The sequence below is a fragment of the Streptomyces sp. NPDC059009 genome (genome assembly GCF_042740175.1).
GTDB lineage: Bacteria > Actinomycetota > Actinomycetes > Streptomycetales > Streptomycetaceae > Streptomyces.
On the sequence record NZ_JBHYJB010000040.1, the window covers coordinates 1 to 15,337 of the forward strand.

General features: G+C 71.3%; 16 protein-coding genes. 11 read left to right on the forward strand and 5 right to left on the reverse strand.

Annotated features, from left to right (window positions below; genetic code table 11):
• Window positions 1-419 precede the first annotated feature (419 nt).
• The 3 genes from deoC to ACFWYM_RS32995 are packed head-to-tail and all read left to right on the forward strand — an operon-like array spanning window position 420 to window position 3,774.
• Window positions 420-1,379 carry a deoxyribose-phosphate aldolase gene (gene deoC / locus ACFWYM_RS32985; protein ID WP_384845933.1) on the forward strand — a complete coding sequence of 320 codons (960 nt, stop codon included), beginning with the start codon at window positions 420-422 and terminating at the stop codon, window positions 1,377-1,379.
• Between the two features lie 12 nt (window positions 1,380-1,391).
• On the forward strand, window positions 1,392-2,849 hold the full coding sequence (locus ACFWYM_RS32990) for an aldehyde dehydrogenase family protein (protein WP_384845721.1): 1,458 nt from the start codon (window positions 1,392-1,394) through the stop codon (window positions 2,847-2,849).
• The gene (locus tag ACFWYM_RS32995; RefSeq protein ID WP_384845723.1) at window positions 2,842-3,774 is read left to right on the forward strand and encodes an aldehyde dehydrogenase family protein; all 933 of its coding nucleotides are present in this window, start codon (window positions 2,842-2,844) and stop codon (window positions 3,772-3,774) included. Before ACFWYM_RS32990 ends, ACFWYM_RS32995 begins: the two co-directional genes overlap by 8 nt.
• Window positions 3,775-3,876: 102 nt before the next feature.
• Here the strand turns inward: ACFWYM_RS32995 and ACFWYM_RS33000 are convergent, their stop codons facing one another.
• On the reverse strand, window positions 3,877-4,302 hold the full coding sequence (locus ACFWYM_RS33000; RefSeq protein ID WP_384845725.1) for a hypothetical protein: 426 nt from the start codon (window positions 4,300-4,302) through the stop codon (window positions 3,877-3,879).
• Window positions 4,303-4,442: 140 nt separating this feature from the next.
• Between ACFWYM_RS33000 and ACFWYM_RS33005 the strand changes: the two genes are divergently transcribed.
• Complete coding sequence (locus ACFWYM_RS33005) at window positions 4,443-5,087, forward strand: uridine kinase (protein ID WP_384845727.1); 645 nt, start codon at window positions 4,443-4,445, stop codon at window positions 5,085-5,087.
• A 169-nt stretch (window positions 5,088-5,256) separates the two neighbouring features.
• On the opposite strand, the gene ACFWYM_RS33010 is transcribed toward ACFWYM_RS33005, so the two are convergent.
• A complete protein-coding gene (locus ACFWYM_RS33010) occupies window positions 5,257-6,006 on the reverse strand; it encodes a SigE family RNA polymerase sigma factor (protein ID WP_384845729.1) in 750 nt (249 codons plus the stop codon).
• Between the two features lie 180 nt (window positions 6,007-6,186).
• Here ACFWYM_RS33010 and afsQ1 point away from each other — a divergent pair, with 180 nt between their 5' ends.
• The 5 genes from afsQ1 (at window position 6,187) to ACFWYM_RS33035 (ending at window position 9,954) form a co-directional block, all read left to right on the forward strand.
• Entirely contained in the window at window positions 6,187-6,864 is a 678-nt protein-coding gene (gene afsQ1 / locus ACFWYM_RS33015) for a two-component system response regulator AfsQ1 (RefSeq protein ID WP_384845731.1), read from the forward strand.
• Window positions 6,861-8,447, forward strand: coding sequence for an ATP-binding protein (locus ACFWYM_RS33020; RefSeq protein WP_384845733.1), 1,587 nt, complete (start codon window positions 6,861-6,863; stop codon window positions 8,445-8,447). The genes afsQ1 and ACFWYM_RS33020 overlap by 4 nt, the downstream gene beginning before the upstream one ends.
• Complete coding sequence (locus tag ACFWYM_RS33025) at window positions 8,444-9,046, forward strand: hypothetical protein (RefSeq protein ID WP_384845735.1); 603 nt, start codon at window positions 8,444-8,446, stop codon at window positions 9,044-9,046. Before ACFWYM_RS33020 ends, ACFWYM_RS33025 begins: the two co-directional genes overlap by 4 nt.
• Before the next feature lie 60 nt (window positions 9,047-9,106).
• Entirely contained in the window at window positions 9,107-9,655 is a 549-nt protein-coding gene (locus ACFWYM_RS33030; protein WP_384845737.1) for a VanZ family protein, read from the forward strand.
• 92 nt (window positions 9,656-9,747) lie between these two features.
• Window positions 9,748-9,954: a PspC domain-containing protein gene (locus ACFWYM_RS33035; RefSeq protein ID WP_384845739.1), complete on the forward strand. Its 207-nt coding sequence runs from the start codon at window positions 9,748-9,750 to the stop codon at window positions 9,952-9,954.
• A gap of 82 nt (window positions 9,955-10,036) precedes the next feature.
• Here the strand turns inward: ACFWYM_RS33035 and ACFWYM_RS33040 are convergent, their stop codons facing one another.
• Entirely contained in the window at window positions 10,037-10,444 is a 408-nt protein-coding gene (locus ACFWYM_RS33040; protein ID WP_384845741.1) for an ATP-binding protein, read from the reverse strand.
• A 136-nt stretch (window positions 10,445-10,580) separates the two neighbouring features.
• The gene (locus ACFWYM_RS33045) at window positions 10,581-11,756 is read right to left on the reverse strand and encodes an adenosine deaminase (RefSeq protein ID WP_384845743.1); all 1,176 of its coding nucleotides are present in this window, start codon (window positions 11,754-11,756) and stop codon (window positions 10,581-10,583) included.
• Window positions 11,757-11,928: 172 nt separating this feature from the next.
• On the opposite strand from ACFWYM_RS33045, the gene ACFWYM_RS33050 reads away from it, so the two are divergent.
• On the forward strand, window positions 11,929-12,690 hold the full coding sequence (locus ACFWYM_RS33050; protein WP_384845745.1) for an alpha/beta hydrolase: 762 nt from the start codon (window positions 11,929-11,931) through the stop codon (window positions 12,688-12,690).
• Between the two features lie 103 nt (window positions 12,691-12,793).
• Here ACFWYM_RS33050 and ACFWYM_RS33055 read toward each other — a convergent pair whose 3' ends face one another.
• Complete coding sequence (locus tag ACFWYM_RS33055; protein WP_384845747.1) at window positions 12,794-13,810, reverse strand: LysR family transcriptional regulator; 1,017 nt, start codon at window positions 13,808-13,810, stop codon at window positions 12,794-12,796.
• Window positions 13,811-13,872: 62 nt separating this feature from the next.
• Between ACFWYM_RS33055 and ACFWYM_RS33060 the strand changes: the two genes are divergently transcribed.
• Window positions 13,873-15,228 (forward strand): MFS transporter, encoded by a 1,356-nt coding sequence (locus tag ACFWYM_RS33060; RefSeq protein ID WP_384845749.1) that lies wholly within the window; start codon window positions 13,873-13,875, stop codon window positions 15,226-15,228.
• The last annotated feature ends 109 nt before the right edge of the window (window positions 15,229-15,337 follow it).

The following is a 15,337-nucleotide window of genomic DNA, read 5'->3' on the forward strand; positions in this document are numbered from 1 at the left end:
ACGCGGCGGTATGTCCGTCCTCGAAAAGCCGGGGGCGCCGTAGGGGTACATGAGTACTGGAGTGGGCGGGTTGCTGTACTGCGGGCGGACATACCGCCGCGTCCCCACCCCTCCCGCCGGTTCTCCGTCTGCGGGTCGGGGGCGCCATTCAGCCCGTCCGGCGTTTGAGGACGAGGCCGTTCAGGCCGATCGGGGGTCTAGGGGCGAAGCCCCAGGAAGAGCGCCCCAGGGGCGACGGAGTCGCCGGATTCGGGAAGGGGCGGGGTTGGGGAAGAAGCCCCCGGCAGGGGCCACCCGCCCACCCCGGAAAGACCACCCCGGCCCACGGGTGGGGCGCCCCACCCCCAAGGGCCCCCTGCCCAAGAGGGGACCGACCCCTGTACAGCCGCTACGCGCGTAGATATGCTCAGCTCGTGACCATGCCCACTGCACCCGCCCAAGGCCAAGGCCCCCTCGCAGAAGCGACCACGTCAGACCACACCCTCCGCCGTTTCCTGCACGGCCTCCCCGGCGTGGACCCGGTCGGCCTGGAGACTCGCGCCGCAGCCCTCGGCACCCGCTCGATCAAGACCACGGCGAAGGCGTACGCCATCGACCTGGCCATCTCGATGATCGACCTGACGACCCTGGAAGGCGCAGACACCCCGGGCAAGGTCCGGTCCCTGAGCACCAAGGCGCTCAACCCGGACCCGACCGACCGCTCCGCCCCGCGCACCGCGGCCGTCTGCGTCTACCCGGACATGGTGGCCACCGCCAAGGCCGCCCTCGCCGGCAGCGACGTCAAGGTCGCCTCCGTGGCCACCGCCTTCCCCGCCGGCCGCGCCGCCCTCGACGTGAAGCTCGGTGACGTGCGCGAGGCCGTCGCCGCGGGAGCCGACGAGATCGACATGGTCATCGACCGCGGCGCCTTCCTCTCGGGCGACTACATGAAGGTCTACGAGGAGATCCGCGCCGTGAAGGAGGCGTCCGGCGCGGCCCGCCTCAAGGTCATCTTCGAGACCGGGGAGCTGTCGACGTACGACAACATCCGGCGTGCCAGCTGGATCGGGATGCTGGCCGGGGCCGACTTCATCAAGACCTCCACCGGCAAGGTCGGCGTCAACGCCACCCCCGCCAACACGCTCCTCATGCTGGAGGCCGTCCGCGACTTCCGCGCCCAGACCGGGGTCCAGGTGGGAGTGAAGCCCGCCGGCGGCATCCGCACCAGCAAGGACGCCATCAAGTTCCTCGTCCTCGTGAACGAGACGGTGGGCGCCGACTGGCTGGACAACCACTGGTTCCGCTTCGGTGCGTCGAGCCTGCTCAACGATCTGCTGATGCAGCGCCAGAAGCTGGCCACCGGACGCTACTCCGGTCCCGACTACGTGACGGTGGACTGAGACCTCATGACCATGGAAACGCAGACTTCCCCTGCTCCGAACCCCTTCGCCTACGCACCGGCGCCCGAGTCCCGCTCCGTCGTCGACATCGCGCCCAGCTACGGCCTGTTCATCGACGGCGAGTTCACCGAGGCCGCCGACGGCAAGGTCTTCAAGACGGTCTCGCCGTCCACGGAAGAGGTCCTCTCCGAGGTCGCGCAAGCCTCCTCCGAAGACGTCGACCGGGCCGTCAAGGCCGCCCGCAAGGCGTTCGGCGGCTGGTCCGCGCTGCCCGGCGCCGAGCGCGCCAAGTACCTGTTCCGGATCGCCCGCATCATCCAGGAGCGCAGCCGCGAGCTCGCCGTCCTGGAGACGCTCGACAACGGAAAGCCCATCAAGGAGACGAGGGACGCCGATCTGCCCCTCGTCGCCGCGCACTTCTTCTACTACGCGGGCTGGGCCGACAAGCTGGACCACGCGGGCTTCGGGCCGAACCCGAAGGCCCTCGGCGTCGCGGGCCAGGTCATCCCCTGGAACTTCCCGCTGCTCATGCTGGCGTGGAAGATCGCCCCGGCGCTCGCCACCGGCAACACCGTCGTCCTGAAGCCCGCCGAGACCACGCCTCTGAGCGCCCTGTTCTTCGCGGACATCTGCCGGCAGGCCGGTCTCCCCAAGGGCGTCGTCAACATCCTTCCCGGATACGGGGACGCGGGTGCGGCCCTGACCGCCCACCCGGACGTGAACAAGGTCGCCTTCACCGGCTCCACCGCCGTCGGCAAGCAGATCGCCCGCACCGTCGCCGGTACGGACAAGAAGCTCACGCTCGAACTCGGCGGCAAGGGCGCCAACATCGTCTTCGACGACGCCCCCGTCGACCAGGCGGTGGAAGGGATCGTCACCGGGATCTTCTTCAACCAGGGGCAGGTCTGCTGCGCCGGCTCCCGCCTCCTCGTACAGGAGTCGGTGCAGGACGAGGTCCTTGAGCGGCTCAAGGCGCGGCTCTCGACCCTGCGCCTCGGCGACCCGCTCGACAAGAACACCGACATCGGCGCCATCAACTCCGCCGAGCAGCTCGCCCGCATCACCGCGCTCGCGGAGACCGGCGAGGCCGAGGGCGCCGAGCGCTGGTCCGCGCCCTGTGAACTGCCCGGCTCCGGCTACTGGTTCGCCCCGACGCTCTTCACGAACGTCACTCAGGCCCACACCGTCGCCCGCGACGAGATCTTCGGCCCGGTCCTCTCGGTGCTCACCTTCCGTACGCCGGACGAGGCCGTCGCCAAGGCCAACAACACCCAGTACGGCCTGTCGGCGGGCATCTGGACCGAGAAGGGGTCGAGGATTCTCGCCGTGGCGAACAAGCTGCGCGCGGGCGTCGTCTGGGCCAACACGTTCAACAAGTTCGACCCGACCTCGCCCTTCGGCGGCTACAAGGAGTCGGGCTTCGGCCGCGAGGGCGGCCGCCACGGTCTGGAGGCTTACCTCGATGTCTGAGAAGTCGGAGAAGTCTGAGAGGTCGGAGAAGAAGTCCGAGCAGCAGCGGCTGTCCGTCTTCAAGACCTACAAGCTGTACGTGGGCGGGAAGTTCCCGCGTTCCGAGAGCGGCCGGGTGTACGAGGTGACCGACTCAAAGGGCAACTGGCTGGCGAACGCGCCGCTTTCGTCCCGCAAGGACGCCCGGGACGCCGTGGTCGCGGCACGCAAGGCGTTCGGCGGCTGGGCGGGCGCTACGGCGTACAACCGCGGCCAGATCCTCTACCGCATCGCCGAGATGCTGGAGGGGCGCAAGGACCAGTTCGTCCGCGAAGTCGCCGACGCCGAGGGGCTGTCGAAGACGAAGGCCGCCGCCGTCGTGGACGCCGCCATCGACCGGTGGGTCTGGTACGCGGGCTGGACCGACAAGATCGCCCAGGTCGTGGGCGGGGCGAACCCGGTCGCGGGCCCGTTCTTCAACCTCTCGACCCCGGAGCCGACGGGTGTGGTGGCCGTGGTCGCCCCCCAGGAGTCGTCCTTCCTGGGCCTGGTCTCCGTCGTCGCACCCGTGATCGCGACCGGCAACACCGCGGTCGTCGTCGCGAGCGAGAAGTCCCCGCTGCCCGCCCTCTCCCTGGGCGAGGTCCTGGCCACCTCGGACCTGCCGGGCGGCGTCGTGAACGTCCTGTCGGGCAGGGCCGCGGAGATCGCCCCGTCGCTCGCCGCGCACCAGGACGTGAACGGGATCGACCTCGCGGGCGCCGACGACGTCCTCGCCAAGGAGCTGGAGATCGCGGCCGCCGACAACCTGAAGCGGGTCCGCCGTCCACAGCCTGTGGACGACTGGTCGGCCGACCCCGGCACGGACCGCCTGACGTCCTTCCTGGAGACCAAGACGGTCTGGCACCCCACGGGCTCCCTCGGCGCCTCAGGCTCCGCCTACTGAGCCGACACGCGCCCGCGTGCCTCAGACCCCTGAGCACACCAGAAGCCCCGGCCTCCGCCGTCCAGGAGGCCGGGGCTTCCGGCGTGCCCACAGCTACAGGTACTAGCCGGGCAGCAGTCCGGTCGCCTGCCCCACCACAGGCACGTCGTCCAGGGAGCCGCCCTGCGCGAGCGGGCCGGTCAGGGCCGCCGAGCTCACCGGCTTGAAGTCCGCGACCTGGGTGCCAAGGGAGTTGTCCAGCGGGTCGACGCCCGTACCGGCGAGCGGGTCGAGCCGCAGGTGCTTGGCCGGGGCGAGGCCGCCCGCCGTCGAGCGGTGCACCGCCTCGGTCACGGCCTGCCCCGGCGTCGCGGCGTCGAAGTGGCCGACCGGCGTGGCCAGACCCACGGCCTGCGACGTCGACACCGGCGCCGCGCTCGCCGTCGCGGCGCCGCCGACACCGAGCGCCGCACCCGCGACACCGAGGGTCAGCCCCGCGCGCAGGAGGGCGCGGGAGGGGGGTTGGGGACTTGCGTGTCGTCCTGCCATGGCTGCTGTTCCACCTGTCCTCGACGATGCGCACAGAACAGTAATCGAGCGCGCACGTAGAGTAGTTGAGCCGTGATACGGAGACAAAAGGGCTACCCGCGAGGTCGCCTGCGCGGCCCAATGCCGCACACTGGTCTCTCGTGAGTTCCCATCCCCCGATACCCACCCGGGTCGTGCTGCTCGCCGGCCCCTCCGGCTCCGGCAAGTCCTCGTTCGCCGCCCGCTCCGGCCTCCCGGTCCTCTGCCTCGACGACTTCTACAAGGAAGCCGGCGACCCGACGCTCCCGCAGGTCCCGGGCAGCGCGGACATCGACTGGGACTCCCCGCTGTCGTGGGACGAGGACGTGGCGGTCGCCGCCATCGTGGAGCTGTGCCAGAAGGGTCGTACGCGCGTACCCGTGTACGACATCGCGACCAGTTCGCGCACCGGCGAGGAGCCGATGGACATCGAGCGCACCCCGCTGTTCGTCGCGGAGGGCATCTTCGCGGCGGACATCGTGGCGCGCTGCCGGGAACTCGGCGTCCTCGCCGACGCGATCTGTCTGCGCGGCCGCCCCGCCACCACGTTCCGCCGCCGCCTGCTGCGTGATCTGCGCGAGGGCCGCAAGTCCGTGCCGTTCCTGCTGCGCCGCGGCTGGCGCCTGATGCGCGCCGAGCGCGCAATCGTCGCCCGCCAGGCGGCACTTGGGGCCCACCCCTGCGGCAAGGACGAGGCGTTCGGCCGCGTGGCCGCCGCCGCGGCGGGCAGATGCGTCAAGGCGAAGAACACCGCAACCATCACGTGAGCAGCCCCCGCGGCGAGCCATGCGGTCCGCGAGAGCGGTGCCGGTTCAGGCGCAAAAAACGGGACCGGAAAGACCCCCCGGCCTTCCGGTCCCGCTCTCTGCTCCGCCGCGTCCCCCCGGAGCGGCGGCCCCCGTTTCCCCGTATTCCCCCGTGTTCCCCCCAGATCCCTCAGGCCACGAGCTCGCCGAAGGACTCCTCCTGGTCACGGCCGAAGCTGAGGACCTCGTCCTCGCGCAGCCGGCGCAGGGAGCGCCAGATGCTGGACTTCACCGTGCCCACGCTGATGTCGAGGATGTCCGCGATCTCCGGGTCCGTGCGGCCCTCGTAGTAGCGCAGGACCAGCATGGTGCGCTGGAGTTCGGGCAGCCGGGCCAGGGCCTGCCACAGGACGGCGCGCAGCTCGGTGCCGCGCATCGCGTCCGTGTCGCCCACCGTCTCCGGCAGCTCCTCGGTCGGGTATTCGTTCAGCTTGCGGCGGCGCCACGCGCTGATGTGCAGGTTGGTCATGGTGCGACGGAGATAGCCGCCGACGGCCGCCTTGTCGCTGATGCGGTCCCACGCCCGGTACGTCGAGAAGAGGGCGCTCTGCAGCAGGTCCTCGGCCTCGAAGCGGTCACCGGTCAGGTGGTAGGCGGTGGCGTACAGGGAGGCGCGGCGCTCCTGGACGTAGGCGGTGAACTCCGCCTCCGACAGGGACGTCCGCTCCCCCGTGTCCTCCCCGTACGCGGCTCCCCCGTGAGCTCCCCCGTCGTTTCCCCCGTGGTGTGCGTCAACCACCGTCATGTACGCGGTGTGCTGACGCCCGGTGCCGCGAGCGCACCCCCGCCCGCTCACGGCACCGGACTTCTCCTGGCTCCTCGCGACATCGTGCAGACGCGTGACAACTGCGCTTGAGCTGGTGCTGTGCAGCGTGTTCATCTTGCGCCCCCCGTCGGTGGAGTCCGGCTTTTCCGTGTGACCAAAACTCTGCCCGAGCCACTTCATGACGGTGTCCGCCGACTGTCACAGGCCTGTCACAGGGCTCCGGGTCGTGTGGGTCGAGTGTGGGAGCGCTCCGACGGTCGAACTGGGGCCGTGCCATGGGACAGAATGACGTCCGTGCCTTCCCTGTTGCTGATCGAGGACGACGACGCCATCCGGACGGCCCTGGAGCTTTCACTGACGCGCCAGGGGCACCGGGTGGCCACTGCTGCCACCGGCGAGGACGGCCTGAAGCTGCTCAGCGAGCAGCGGCCGGACCTGATCGTGCTGGATGTGATGCTGCCGGGCATCGACGGCTTCGAGGTGTGCCGTCGCATCCGGCGCACCGACCAGTTGCCGATCATCCTGCTCACCGCGCGCAACGACGACATCGACGTGGTCGTGGGCCTGGAGTCGGGCGCCGACGACTATGTGGTGAAACCCGTGCAGGGGCGGGTCCTTGACGCGCGGATCCGCGCGGTGCTGCGGCGCGGTGAGCGGGAGGCCAACGACGCGGCCTCCTTCGGCTCTCTGGTGATCGACCGGGCCGCGATGACCGTCACCAAGAACGGCGAGGACCTGCAACTGACCCCGACCGAGCTGCGGTTGCTGCTTGAGCTGAGCCGCCGGCCCGGACAGGCCCTGTCGCGGCAGCAGTTGCTGCGGCTGGTGTGGGAGCACGACTACCTCGGTGACTCGCGGCTCGTGGACGCGTGCGTACAGCGGCTGCGCGCGAAGGTGGAGGACGTGCCGTCCTCGCCGACCCTGATCCGTACGGTGCGCGGCGTCGGCTATCGGCTGGACACGCCTCAGTGACCAAACCGCAGGACAAGCTCCGCGGCTGGGCCGCGGCGCGCAAGGCGATACTGGCGGGACTGCGCTTCACGAGTCTGCGGCTGCGGCTCGTCGTGGTGTTCGCCCTCGTGGCGCTCACCGCGGCGGTCAGCGCCTCGGGCATCGCGTACTGGCTCAACCGCGAAGCGGTGCTCACGCGCGCGCAGGACGCGGCGCTGAAGGACTTCCAGCAGCAGCTGCAGACGCGCGCAGCCGCGCTGCCGCCGCACCCGACGCGGGACCAACTCCAGCAGGCCGTGGGCCTGATGGCGAGCAGCAGCCAGGGCTACAGCGTGCTGCTGATCGCGACGGACGCCCAGGGCGACACCGTCACCGGCTACTCGGACCTGGGGCAGTTCACGCTGGCCAAGGTGCCCAAGTCGCTGCGGCAGGCGGTCGACAAGGAGCAGCCGCTCACCTCCAGCAACAAGAGCCCCTACCACCTGTACTGGCAGCGCACCGTCGATCACGGCACCCCGTATCTGGTGGGCGGCGCCAAGGTGATCGGGGGCGGGCCGACCGCGTACATGCTCAAGTCCCTGGAGCCGGAGGCCAAGGACCTGAGTTCGCTGGGGTGGTCGCTGGCCATCGCGACCGGGCTCGCGCTCATCGGGGCGGCGCTGCTCGCCCAGGCCGCGGCGACCACTGTGCTGAAGCCGGTGCACCGGCTCGGTGTCGCGGCGCGGCGGCTCGGTGAGGGGAAGCTCGATACGCGGCTGCGGGTGTCGGGGACCGATGAACTCGCCGATCTGTCACGGACGTTCAACCGGACCGCGGCGAACCTGGAGAAGAAGGTCGAGGACATGAGCGCGCGGGACGAGGCGTCGCGGCGCTTCGTCGCCGACATGTCCCACGAGCTGCGCACCCCGCTGACCGCCATCACCGCCGTGACGGAGGTCCTGGAGGAGGAGCTCGACGCCGAGACCGGCTCCGTGGACCCGATGATCGAACCCGCCGTACGTCTCGTGGTCAGCGAGACCCGGCGCCTGAACGACCTGGTGGAGAACCTGATGGAGGTCACCCGCTTCGACGCGGGCACGGCCCGTCTCGTCCTGGACGACGTCGACATCGCCGACCAGATCACCGCGTGCATCGACGCGCGGGCCTGGCTCGACGCCGTCGAGCTCGACGCCGAGCGGGGCAGCATCGTCCGGCTCGACCCGCGGCGCCTCGACGTCATCCTGGCCAACCTGATCGGCAACGCCCTCAAGCACGGCGGCTCGCCGGTGGCGGTCTCGGTGCGCCTGGAGGGCGAGAAGCTGGTGATCGGCGTGCGCGACCACGGGCCCGGCATCCCCCAGGACGTGCTGCCGCACGTCTTCGACCGGTTCTACAAGGCCAGTGCCTCGCGGCCGCGCTCGGAGGGCAGCGGGCTCGGCCTGTCCATCGCCCTGGAGAACGCGCACATCCACGGAGGCGAGATCACCGCGGCCAACCACCCCAAGGGCGGCGCCGTCTTCACGCTGCGCCTGCCCCGGGACGCCTCGCCCCTGACGGCGACGGACCAGACAGAGAGCAAGAACGGCGACGGGAACGGCGAGAGCTCCGAAGGGGGTGCCCGATGAGGGGGCGGGCGCTGCGCGCCGGAGTGCTCGTCGGGGCGCTCGCCACGGTGCTCGCCGGGTGCGGGATCCGGTCGACGGAGGTGCCCACCGACTTCGGTCCCGCGCCCTCCCGTTCGGCCTGTCTCCTGTCGGGCGACGGGCTCACCTCGAAGTCGAGCAGCGCGGTGCCGGTGCAGGTCTATCTGGTGTGCGGGGCGCAGCTGGTGACCGTGGACCGGTCGGTGCGGATCGCCACGGACAAGCCCACCACGGACCGCGTCCGCATCGCGCAGGCGCTCCTGGACCAGCTCGCCACGTCGCCGTCGGAGGCCGAGGAGCAGGCGGGCTTCTCCACCGACGTGCGCGGCGGCACGGTGGTCTCCGGCCCGCGCGCGGGCGACCCCGACGACGCGCTCCGCTTCAGTACGCGGCCCGAGGACCTGTCGTCGTTCGCGCTCGCCCAGATCGTCTGCACGTACGCCAGCAGCGCGGCGGCGGACGGCGACCGCTCGGTGGTGCTCGGCGGCCCGGGCGACGACCCCCTGGAGCGCTACGAGTGCACGCCTGAGGTGCGCGCACGGCCCGGCACGGAGGCGCCGCCGTCGGAGACGGTGAAGTAGCGCGACCGGAGAAGCGGGGGAGGCGGAACCGATCCTCCCGGTGCGGGCGTCTTGGGGGGCGTGCGTCAAGGCTCGGGCGGCCACGGTGCCGCCATCCGCATCCGTGTGGCAGGAGGATTCCTCCTCGTCGCGCATCTTCTGTTCGTCGGCTGGCTCACGCTGCGTCCGCTGGACGTGCCGTATGTGAGCGCGGCGAACCTCCAGCCCTTCGCCGGGATCAAGGCGGACCTGGCACTCGGCCCCGGGGAGGCCGCCCGGCACCTCGGCAGCGGCATGCTGCTGCTCGCGCCGCTCGGGGTGCTGCTTCCGCTGGCCGGGGGGCGGCTCGACGTGTCGCCGGTGGCGTCGCTGACGCGCACCGTCGCGGCGGGCGCGCTGCTCTCCCTCGGCATCGAGCTGTTGCAGACCGGGGTGCCGGGGCAGGTCGTGGACGTCGACTCGCTGCTCCTGAACACCGTCGGGGTGGCCCTCGCGCATCTCGCGGTGGTGCCCGCCGCCCGGGCCAGGCTGCGCCGCTGTCGCTCCACGGGACGAGCCGTCGCAGGTCCGCGGGAGGACATCCCTCAGGGGTCGACCCCGACGATTCCCAGGGTCGGGATCGCCCCGTAGTCCGACGCTTTGCCCCCTTCACGACCGTAGCTTTGAGGACATCGAGAGGCCCACACAGGAGCCTCGTCCCTACGGTTCTGAAGGAGCCCGCCATGACCGCCCTTGCCCGCCCCACCCACGGCCGGATGATCGGCGGAGTGTGCGCGGCCCTCGCCCGCCGCTTCGGTACGTCGGCGACGACGATGCGCGTGATCTTCGTGCTCTCCTGCCTGCTCCCCGGCCCGCAGTTCCTGCTCTACATCGCGCTGTGGATCCTGCTGCCCTCGGAGGGCAAGGCCGGCGCCCGCGAAGCCTGGTGACGACCACATGAGTACGAGGATGGGGCGCCCCCTGTGCAGGGGGCGCCCCATCCTCGTATGCGCGGAGCTTCGGCGCGTGCGGTCAGCCCATGCTGACGGGCAGGCCGCCGCCGGGGCCGCCGACCGGCAGGCTGCTGCTGCTCACGGGCAGGCCGCCGAGCAGGCCGGAGAGCGGGTCGCCGCCCTTCTCAGCGGCCTTGGTGTCGGCCTTGTCGTCGCTCGGCAGGACCGAGGGGGCGGTCTGCTCGATGGTGGGCTTGGCGGTGCTGAGGCCGCTCGCGAGGGCGTTCTGCCCGGCGGCCAGGGACTCCGGGGCGCCGGCGGGCAGCGTCTTGGCGGCGTCCTCGACCGGCAGCATCGAGGTGACGGTGCCGACGGCCTGGGCCGCGTCCGGCACCGCGGGTGCGGCGTTGGCGGCACCCGCACCGGCGGCGGCGAAGGCGGCACCGAGCGCGGCGACACCGAGGGTCTTGGCAGCAGACTGCTTCATCTTCAATGCGTCCTTGATGACGGGGTCTTTGAGCGGTGCACCGACCGTAAACATGCCGCCGGGACGCCCGCAAACACCGAAATGCGGCCGGGAATTGAGGCTCCCGGCCGCTGACGGTTCGCACGAATTCTCGCCGTTACTCCACAGAACCGCTGGTCGAAGCGGTCTGACGGAACAGCCATTCGGACTTCAGCTCGGCGTATCCGGGCTTGATGACGTCGTTGATCATGGCGAGTCGTTCATCGAAAGGAATGAATGCTGATTTCATCGCATTGACAGTGAACCACTGCATGTCGTCGAGCGTGTAGCCGAATGTACCGACCAGGTGCTCGAACTCGCGGCTCATGCTGGTGCCCGACATCAGGCGGTTGTCGGTGTTCACGGTCGCGCGGAAGTGCAGCTTGCGGAGCAGGCCGATGGGGTGCTCGGCGTAGGAACTGGCCGCGCCCGTCTGGAGGTTGGAGCTGGGGCACATCTCCAGGGGGATGCGCTTGTCGCGCACGTACGAGGCGAGGCGGCCGAGCTTCACGGTGCCGTCGTCGGCGACCTGGATGTCGTCGATGATGCGCACGCCGTGGCCGAGCCGGTCGGCGCCGCACCACTGGAGGGCCTGCCAGATGGAGGGGAGGCCGAACGCCTCACCGGCGTGGATGGTGAAGTGGTTGTTCTCGCGCTTCAGGTACTCGAAGGCGTCGAGGTGGCGGGTGGGCGGGAAGCCGGCCTCGGCGCCCGCGATGTCGAAGCCGACGACGCCCAAGTCGCGGTAGCGGTTGGCGAGTTCGGCGATCTCCAGGGCGCGGGCGGCGTGCCGCATGGCGGTCAGCAGGGCGCCGACGCGGATGCGGTGGCCGTTCTCCTTCGCGCGGCGCTCGCCCTCGCGGAAGCCCTCGTTGACCGCCTCGACGACCTCTTCGAGGGTGAGGCCCTGCTCCAGGTGCTGCTCCGGCGCGTACCGGATCTCGGCGTAGACGACGCCGTCCTCGGCGAGGTCCTCGGCGCACTCGGCGGCGACGCGCTTCAGGGCGTCCTTCGTCTGCATGACGGCGCAGGTGTGGGCGAAGGTCTCCAGGTAGCGCGGGAGCGAACCGGAGTCGGCGGCCTCGCGGAACCAGATCCCGAGCTTGTCGGGGTCGGTCTCGGGGAGGCCCGTGTAGCCCTGCTCCTGGGCGAGTTCGACGATCGTGCCCGGCCGCAGGCCGCCGTCGAGGTGGTCGTGCAGAAGCACCTTGGGGGCCCGGCGGATCTGCTCGGGGCTCGGGATCTCGCGGTCGCTGGGACCAGTTGCGCTGCTCTGGCTCGGCTGGCTCGTCATTTCCGCACTCTAACGCCTACGCGCGTAGATCGTCGGGGGTTCGCGCACGGTCGATACGGAACAGTTATACGTAACACCTCGGGCCGGTGATTCCGGTGGAGATCCGCAGCGATACGCAACAGTGACCCGGCGGACGGGTCGCGTACACCATGGCTTCTGACACTGTTCTGTCATGGCACAGCAAGGGACGGCGGAGCCTGCGCGCTCGGCCAGGCTGGGGCGCGCGATCGGTACCGGCGCCGGGGCGGTGAGCGGGGCGGTGCTCTTACTGCCCTCCGGCCACGAGACATCCACCCGCAGACCCTCCCCGCTCGCCACCGCCTCGGTGCGCGCGCTCGGCCGGCGGCTGGCCCACGACGGCCGGGAAGCGGGGCTCGCCACCCACGTCGTGCACTACCGCTACCGCGGCTGGAACGGGGCCGAGGCGCAGCTGGCGCGCGACGCGACCTGGGCGGCCGACGAGATCGTACGGCGGTACGGGGACGTGCCCGTCTGCCTCGTCGGCGTGGACATGGGCGGGCGGGCGGCGCTGCGGGCGGCCGGGCACCCGGCGGTCAACTCCGTGCTCGCGCTGGCCCCTTGGCTGCCGGAGGAGGACGTGGCGGCGCCGCCCGAGCCGGTGAAGCAGCTGATGGGGCGGCGGGTGCTGATCGTGCATGGCACGAACGACCTGCGGACCGACCCCGAGCTGTCCTTCCGGCTCGCGGAGCGGGCCAAGAAGACGAACCGGGAGGTGTGCCGGTTCGAAGTGCACTCGGACGGGCACGGGTTGCGCCAGCACCATGCCGAAGTGCACGCGCTCGCCGTGGACTTCGTGATGGGGGTGCTGTTCGGGCGGGACTTCGCGCGGCCCCTGGAGGACGCGTTGGCGGCGCCGCCGCCGCTGGGGCTTCGGATGCCGTTGGCCTCCGGCTTCGGGCGGGGTATCGGGTGACCCTTCGGGTCGGGTGCGGCTTCGGCGTGGGCGCCCTCTCGGGGGCTTCGCCCCGGACCCCCGTATCGGCCTGAACGGCCTCGTCCTCAAACTCCCCCAAGCTCTAAAGGAGCAGGGGGGACCCCCCTGACGGGCTGCTGGGTCCGCCGGACTGGCCGGGAGCTCCCGACTGTTGGAGCAAGTTGCCCTTGCGGCTGAGCAAGAACCTCTTGAACGCCGCCACCGGCGGAGTGTCCGGGTGCCCGTCCAGCCAGGCCACGCCGATCTCGCGGACCGCCCGCTGGCCCGTCACCGTCAGTTCGACAACTCCCGGGCGCGGTACGGCCGGTGGGGGCAGGAGGGCCACGCCGAGGCCCGCCGCCACCAGGCCGCGCAGGGTCTCCGCCTCCTCGCCCTCGAAGGCGATGCGGGGCTTGAAGCCCGCCTCCTGGCAGAGGTCGTCGGTGATGCGGCGCAGGCCGTAGCCCGGTTCGAGGGTGACGAAGGATTCGTCGGCGGTCTCGGCGAGGCGGACGCGCTTGCGGGTGGCCAGGCGGTGGTCGTCGGGGACGACCAGGCGCAGCCGCTGTTCGTCGAGGCGGCGGGCGACGAGGTCGGGGGCGTCGGGCACGGGGGACGTCAGGCAGAGGTCGAGGTCGCCCGCCCGCAGGCGCTCGATCATGGCCTCCCCGTAGTTCTGGACGAGGCTGAAGCGGATGCGCGGGTGGTCCGCGCGGAAGGCGCGGATCAGGCCGGGCACCGTCTCGGAGCCCATCGTGTGCAGGAAGCCGAACGCGACCTTGCCCGAGTCCGGGTCGGCGTCGGCGCGGACCGATTCGGCCGCCTTCCCCACCTCCGCGAGCGCCCGCTCCACCGACGTCAGGAACGTGCGGCCGGCGGGCGTGAGGGAGACCGTGCGGCCGTGGCGCGCGAACAGGTCGACGCCGAGGTCCTGTTCGAGGCGGACGAGGGCGCGGGACAGGGTCGACTGGGGGACCTGGAGCTCCTGGGCGGCCCGCGTCACGTGCTCGGTGCGGGCGACGCCCGCGAAGTAGGCGAGCCGCGGGGCGAGCAGTGTGACGATGTCCTCTGTGTCACTGTTCCGTGACAGGCGCGGCTGTGAGCTCGGTTGATGCGGCACGGGATCGATTATGGCTCTTTCATGCATTGGACGCATCAGTGGAGCGGTCGTACGTTCGGTGCATGCCTTCCGCCAGTAGCGGGGCGGCCGCCGACGACAGTCGTGCGGTCGCCCTCGATCAGTCGTTCCCTGCCGCCGCCTCCGACTCCGCGTCCGCCTCCTCCGATCTCCGTATGGCGCCCGGTGGGCCGGGATTCCGGCGGATGAGCTTCGCCCTCTTCCTCGCCGGGGTCGCGACGTTCGCGCTGCTGTACTCCACCCAGGCCCTGCTCCCCCTCGTCTCCGGCGACTTCGGGGTGAGCGCCTCGACCGCGAGCTGGACCGTGTCGGGGGCGACGGGCGCGCTCGCGCTGTTCGTGCTGCCGCTGAGCGCGCTGTCCGAGCGGTTCGGGCGGCGGACGCTGATGACGGTGTCGCTGACGGTCGCGGTCGCGGTGGGGCTGCTCGTCCCCTTCGCGCCGTCGATCGGCGCGCTGATCGCGCTGCGCGCCGTACAGGGCGCGGCGCTCGCCGGTCTGCCGGCCTCCGCGATGGCGTATCTGGCGGAGGAGGTGCGGCCGAAGGCGCTGGTCGGCGCGATCGGCATGTTCGTGGCGGGCAACTCCATCGGCGGCATGAGCGGTCGCATCATCACCGGCTGGGTCGCGCAGGTCTGGGGCTGGCGCGTGGCCGTCGGCGTGGTCGGCGTCATCGCCGTGCTGTGCGCGCTCGCGTTCCGGGCGCTGCTGCCCGCGCCCCGGCACTTCACGCAGGGCTCGGTCAGCCCGAAGTCCCTTGCCCGCACGGTCCGTTCACACCTCTCGAACCCGCTGCTGTGCCGCCTGTACGCGATCGGGGCGCTCTTCATGACGGTGTTCGGGGCGGTGTACACCGTGATCGGGTACCGCCTGACGGAGGCGCCGTTCTCTCTCCCCCAGGGTGTGATCGGCTCGATCTTCCTCGTGTACCTGGTGGGCACGGTCTCCTCGGCGGCGGCCGGGAAGCTCGTGGCGCGGCTCGGGCGGCGCGGGGCGCTGTATCTGGCGGTGGGCACGACGGCGGCGGGCCTGCTCCTCTCCCTCTCGGACGCGCTGGCGGCGGTGCTGCTCGGGCTCGTCCTGATCACCGCCGGGTTCTTCGCGGGGCACGCGGTGGCCTCGTCGTCCGTGAGCCGGACCGCCGAGACGGGGCGCGCGCAGGCGTCGGCGCTGTACCAGTCCGCGTACTACCTGGGGTCCAGCGCGGGCGCGGCGCTCGGCGCGACGGCGTACCGGGCGGGCGGCTGGGGCGGGGCAGTGGGGCTCGGTCTTCTTGCGGTGCTCGGTGTGGTGTCGGTGACGCTGTACGGGAGCAGGGCGGCGCGGGTGGAGCGGGTGCGGCACGGGCAGGGGGTGGCTGCGGTGGGGCCCGTGGCCCGGATGGCGCACATACGCCGCTGACCTGCAACTTCCCCTGCTCGCCGGGCGATTGTCAGTGGGCTCCGGTAGCTTCCTTGGGTGTCGGCGCGAGTGCGTGCCGGACGGGACCTGATCCACGGGACAGGCCCTG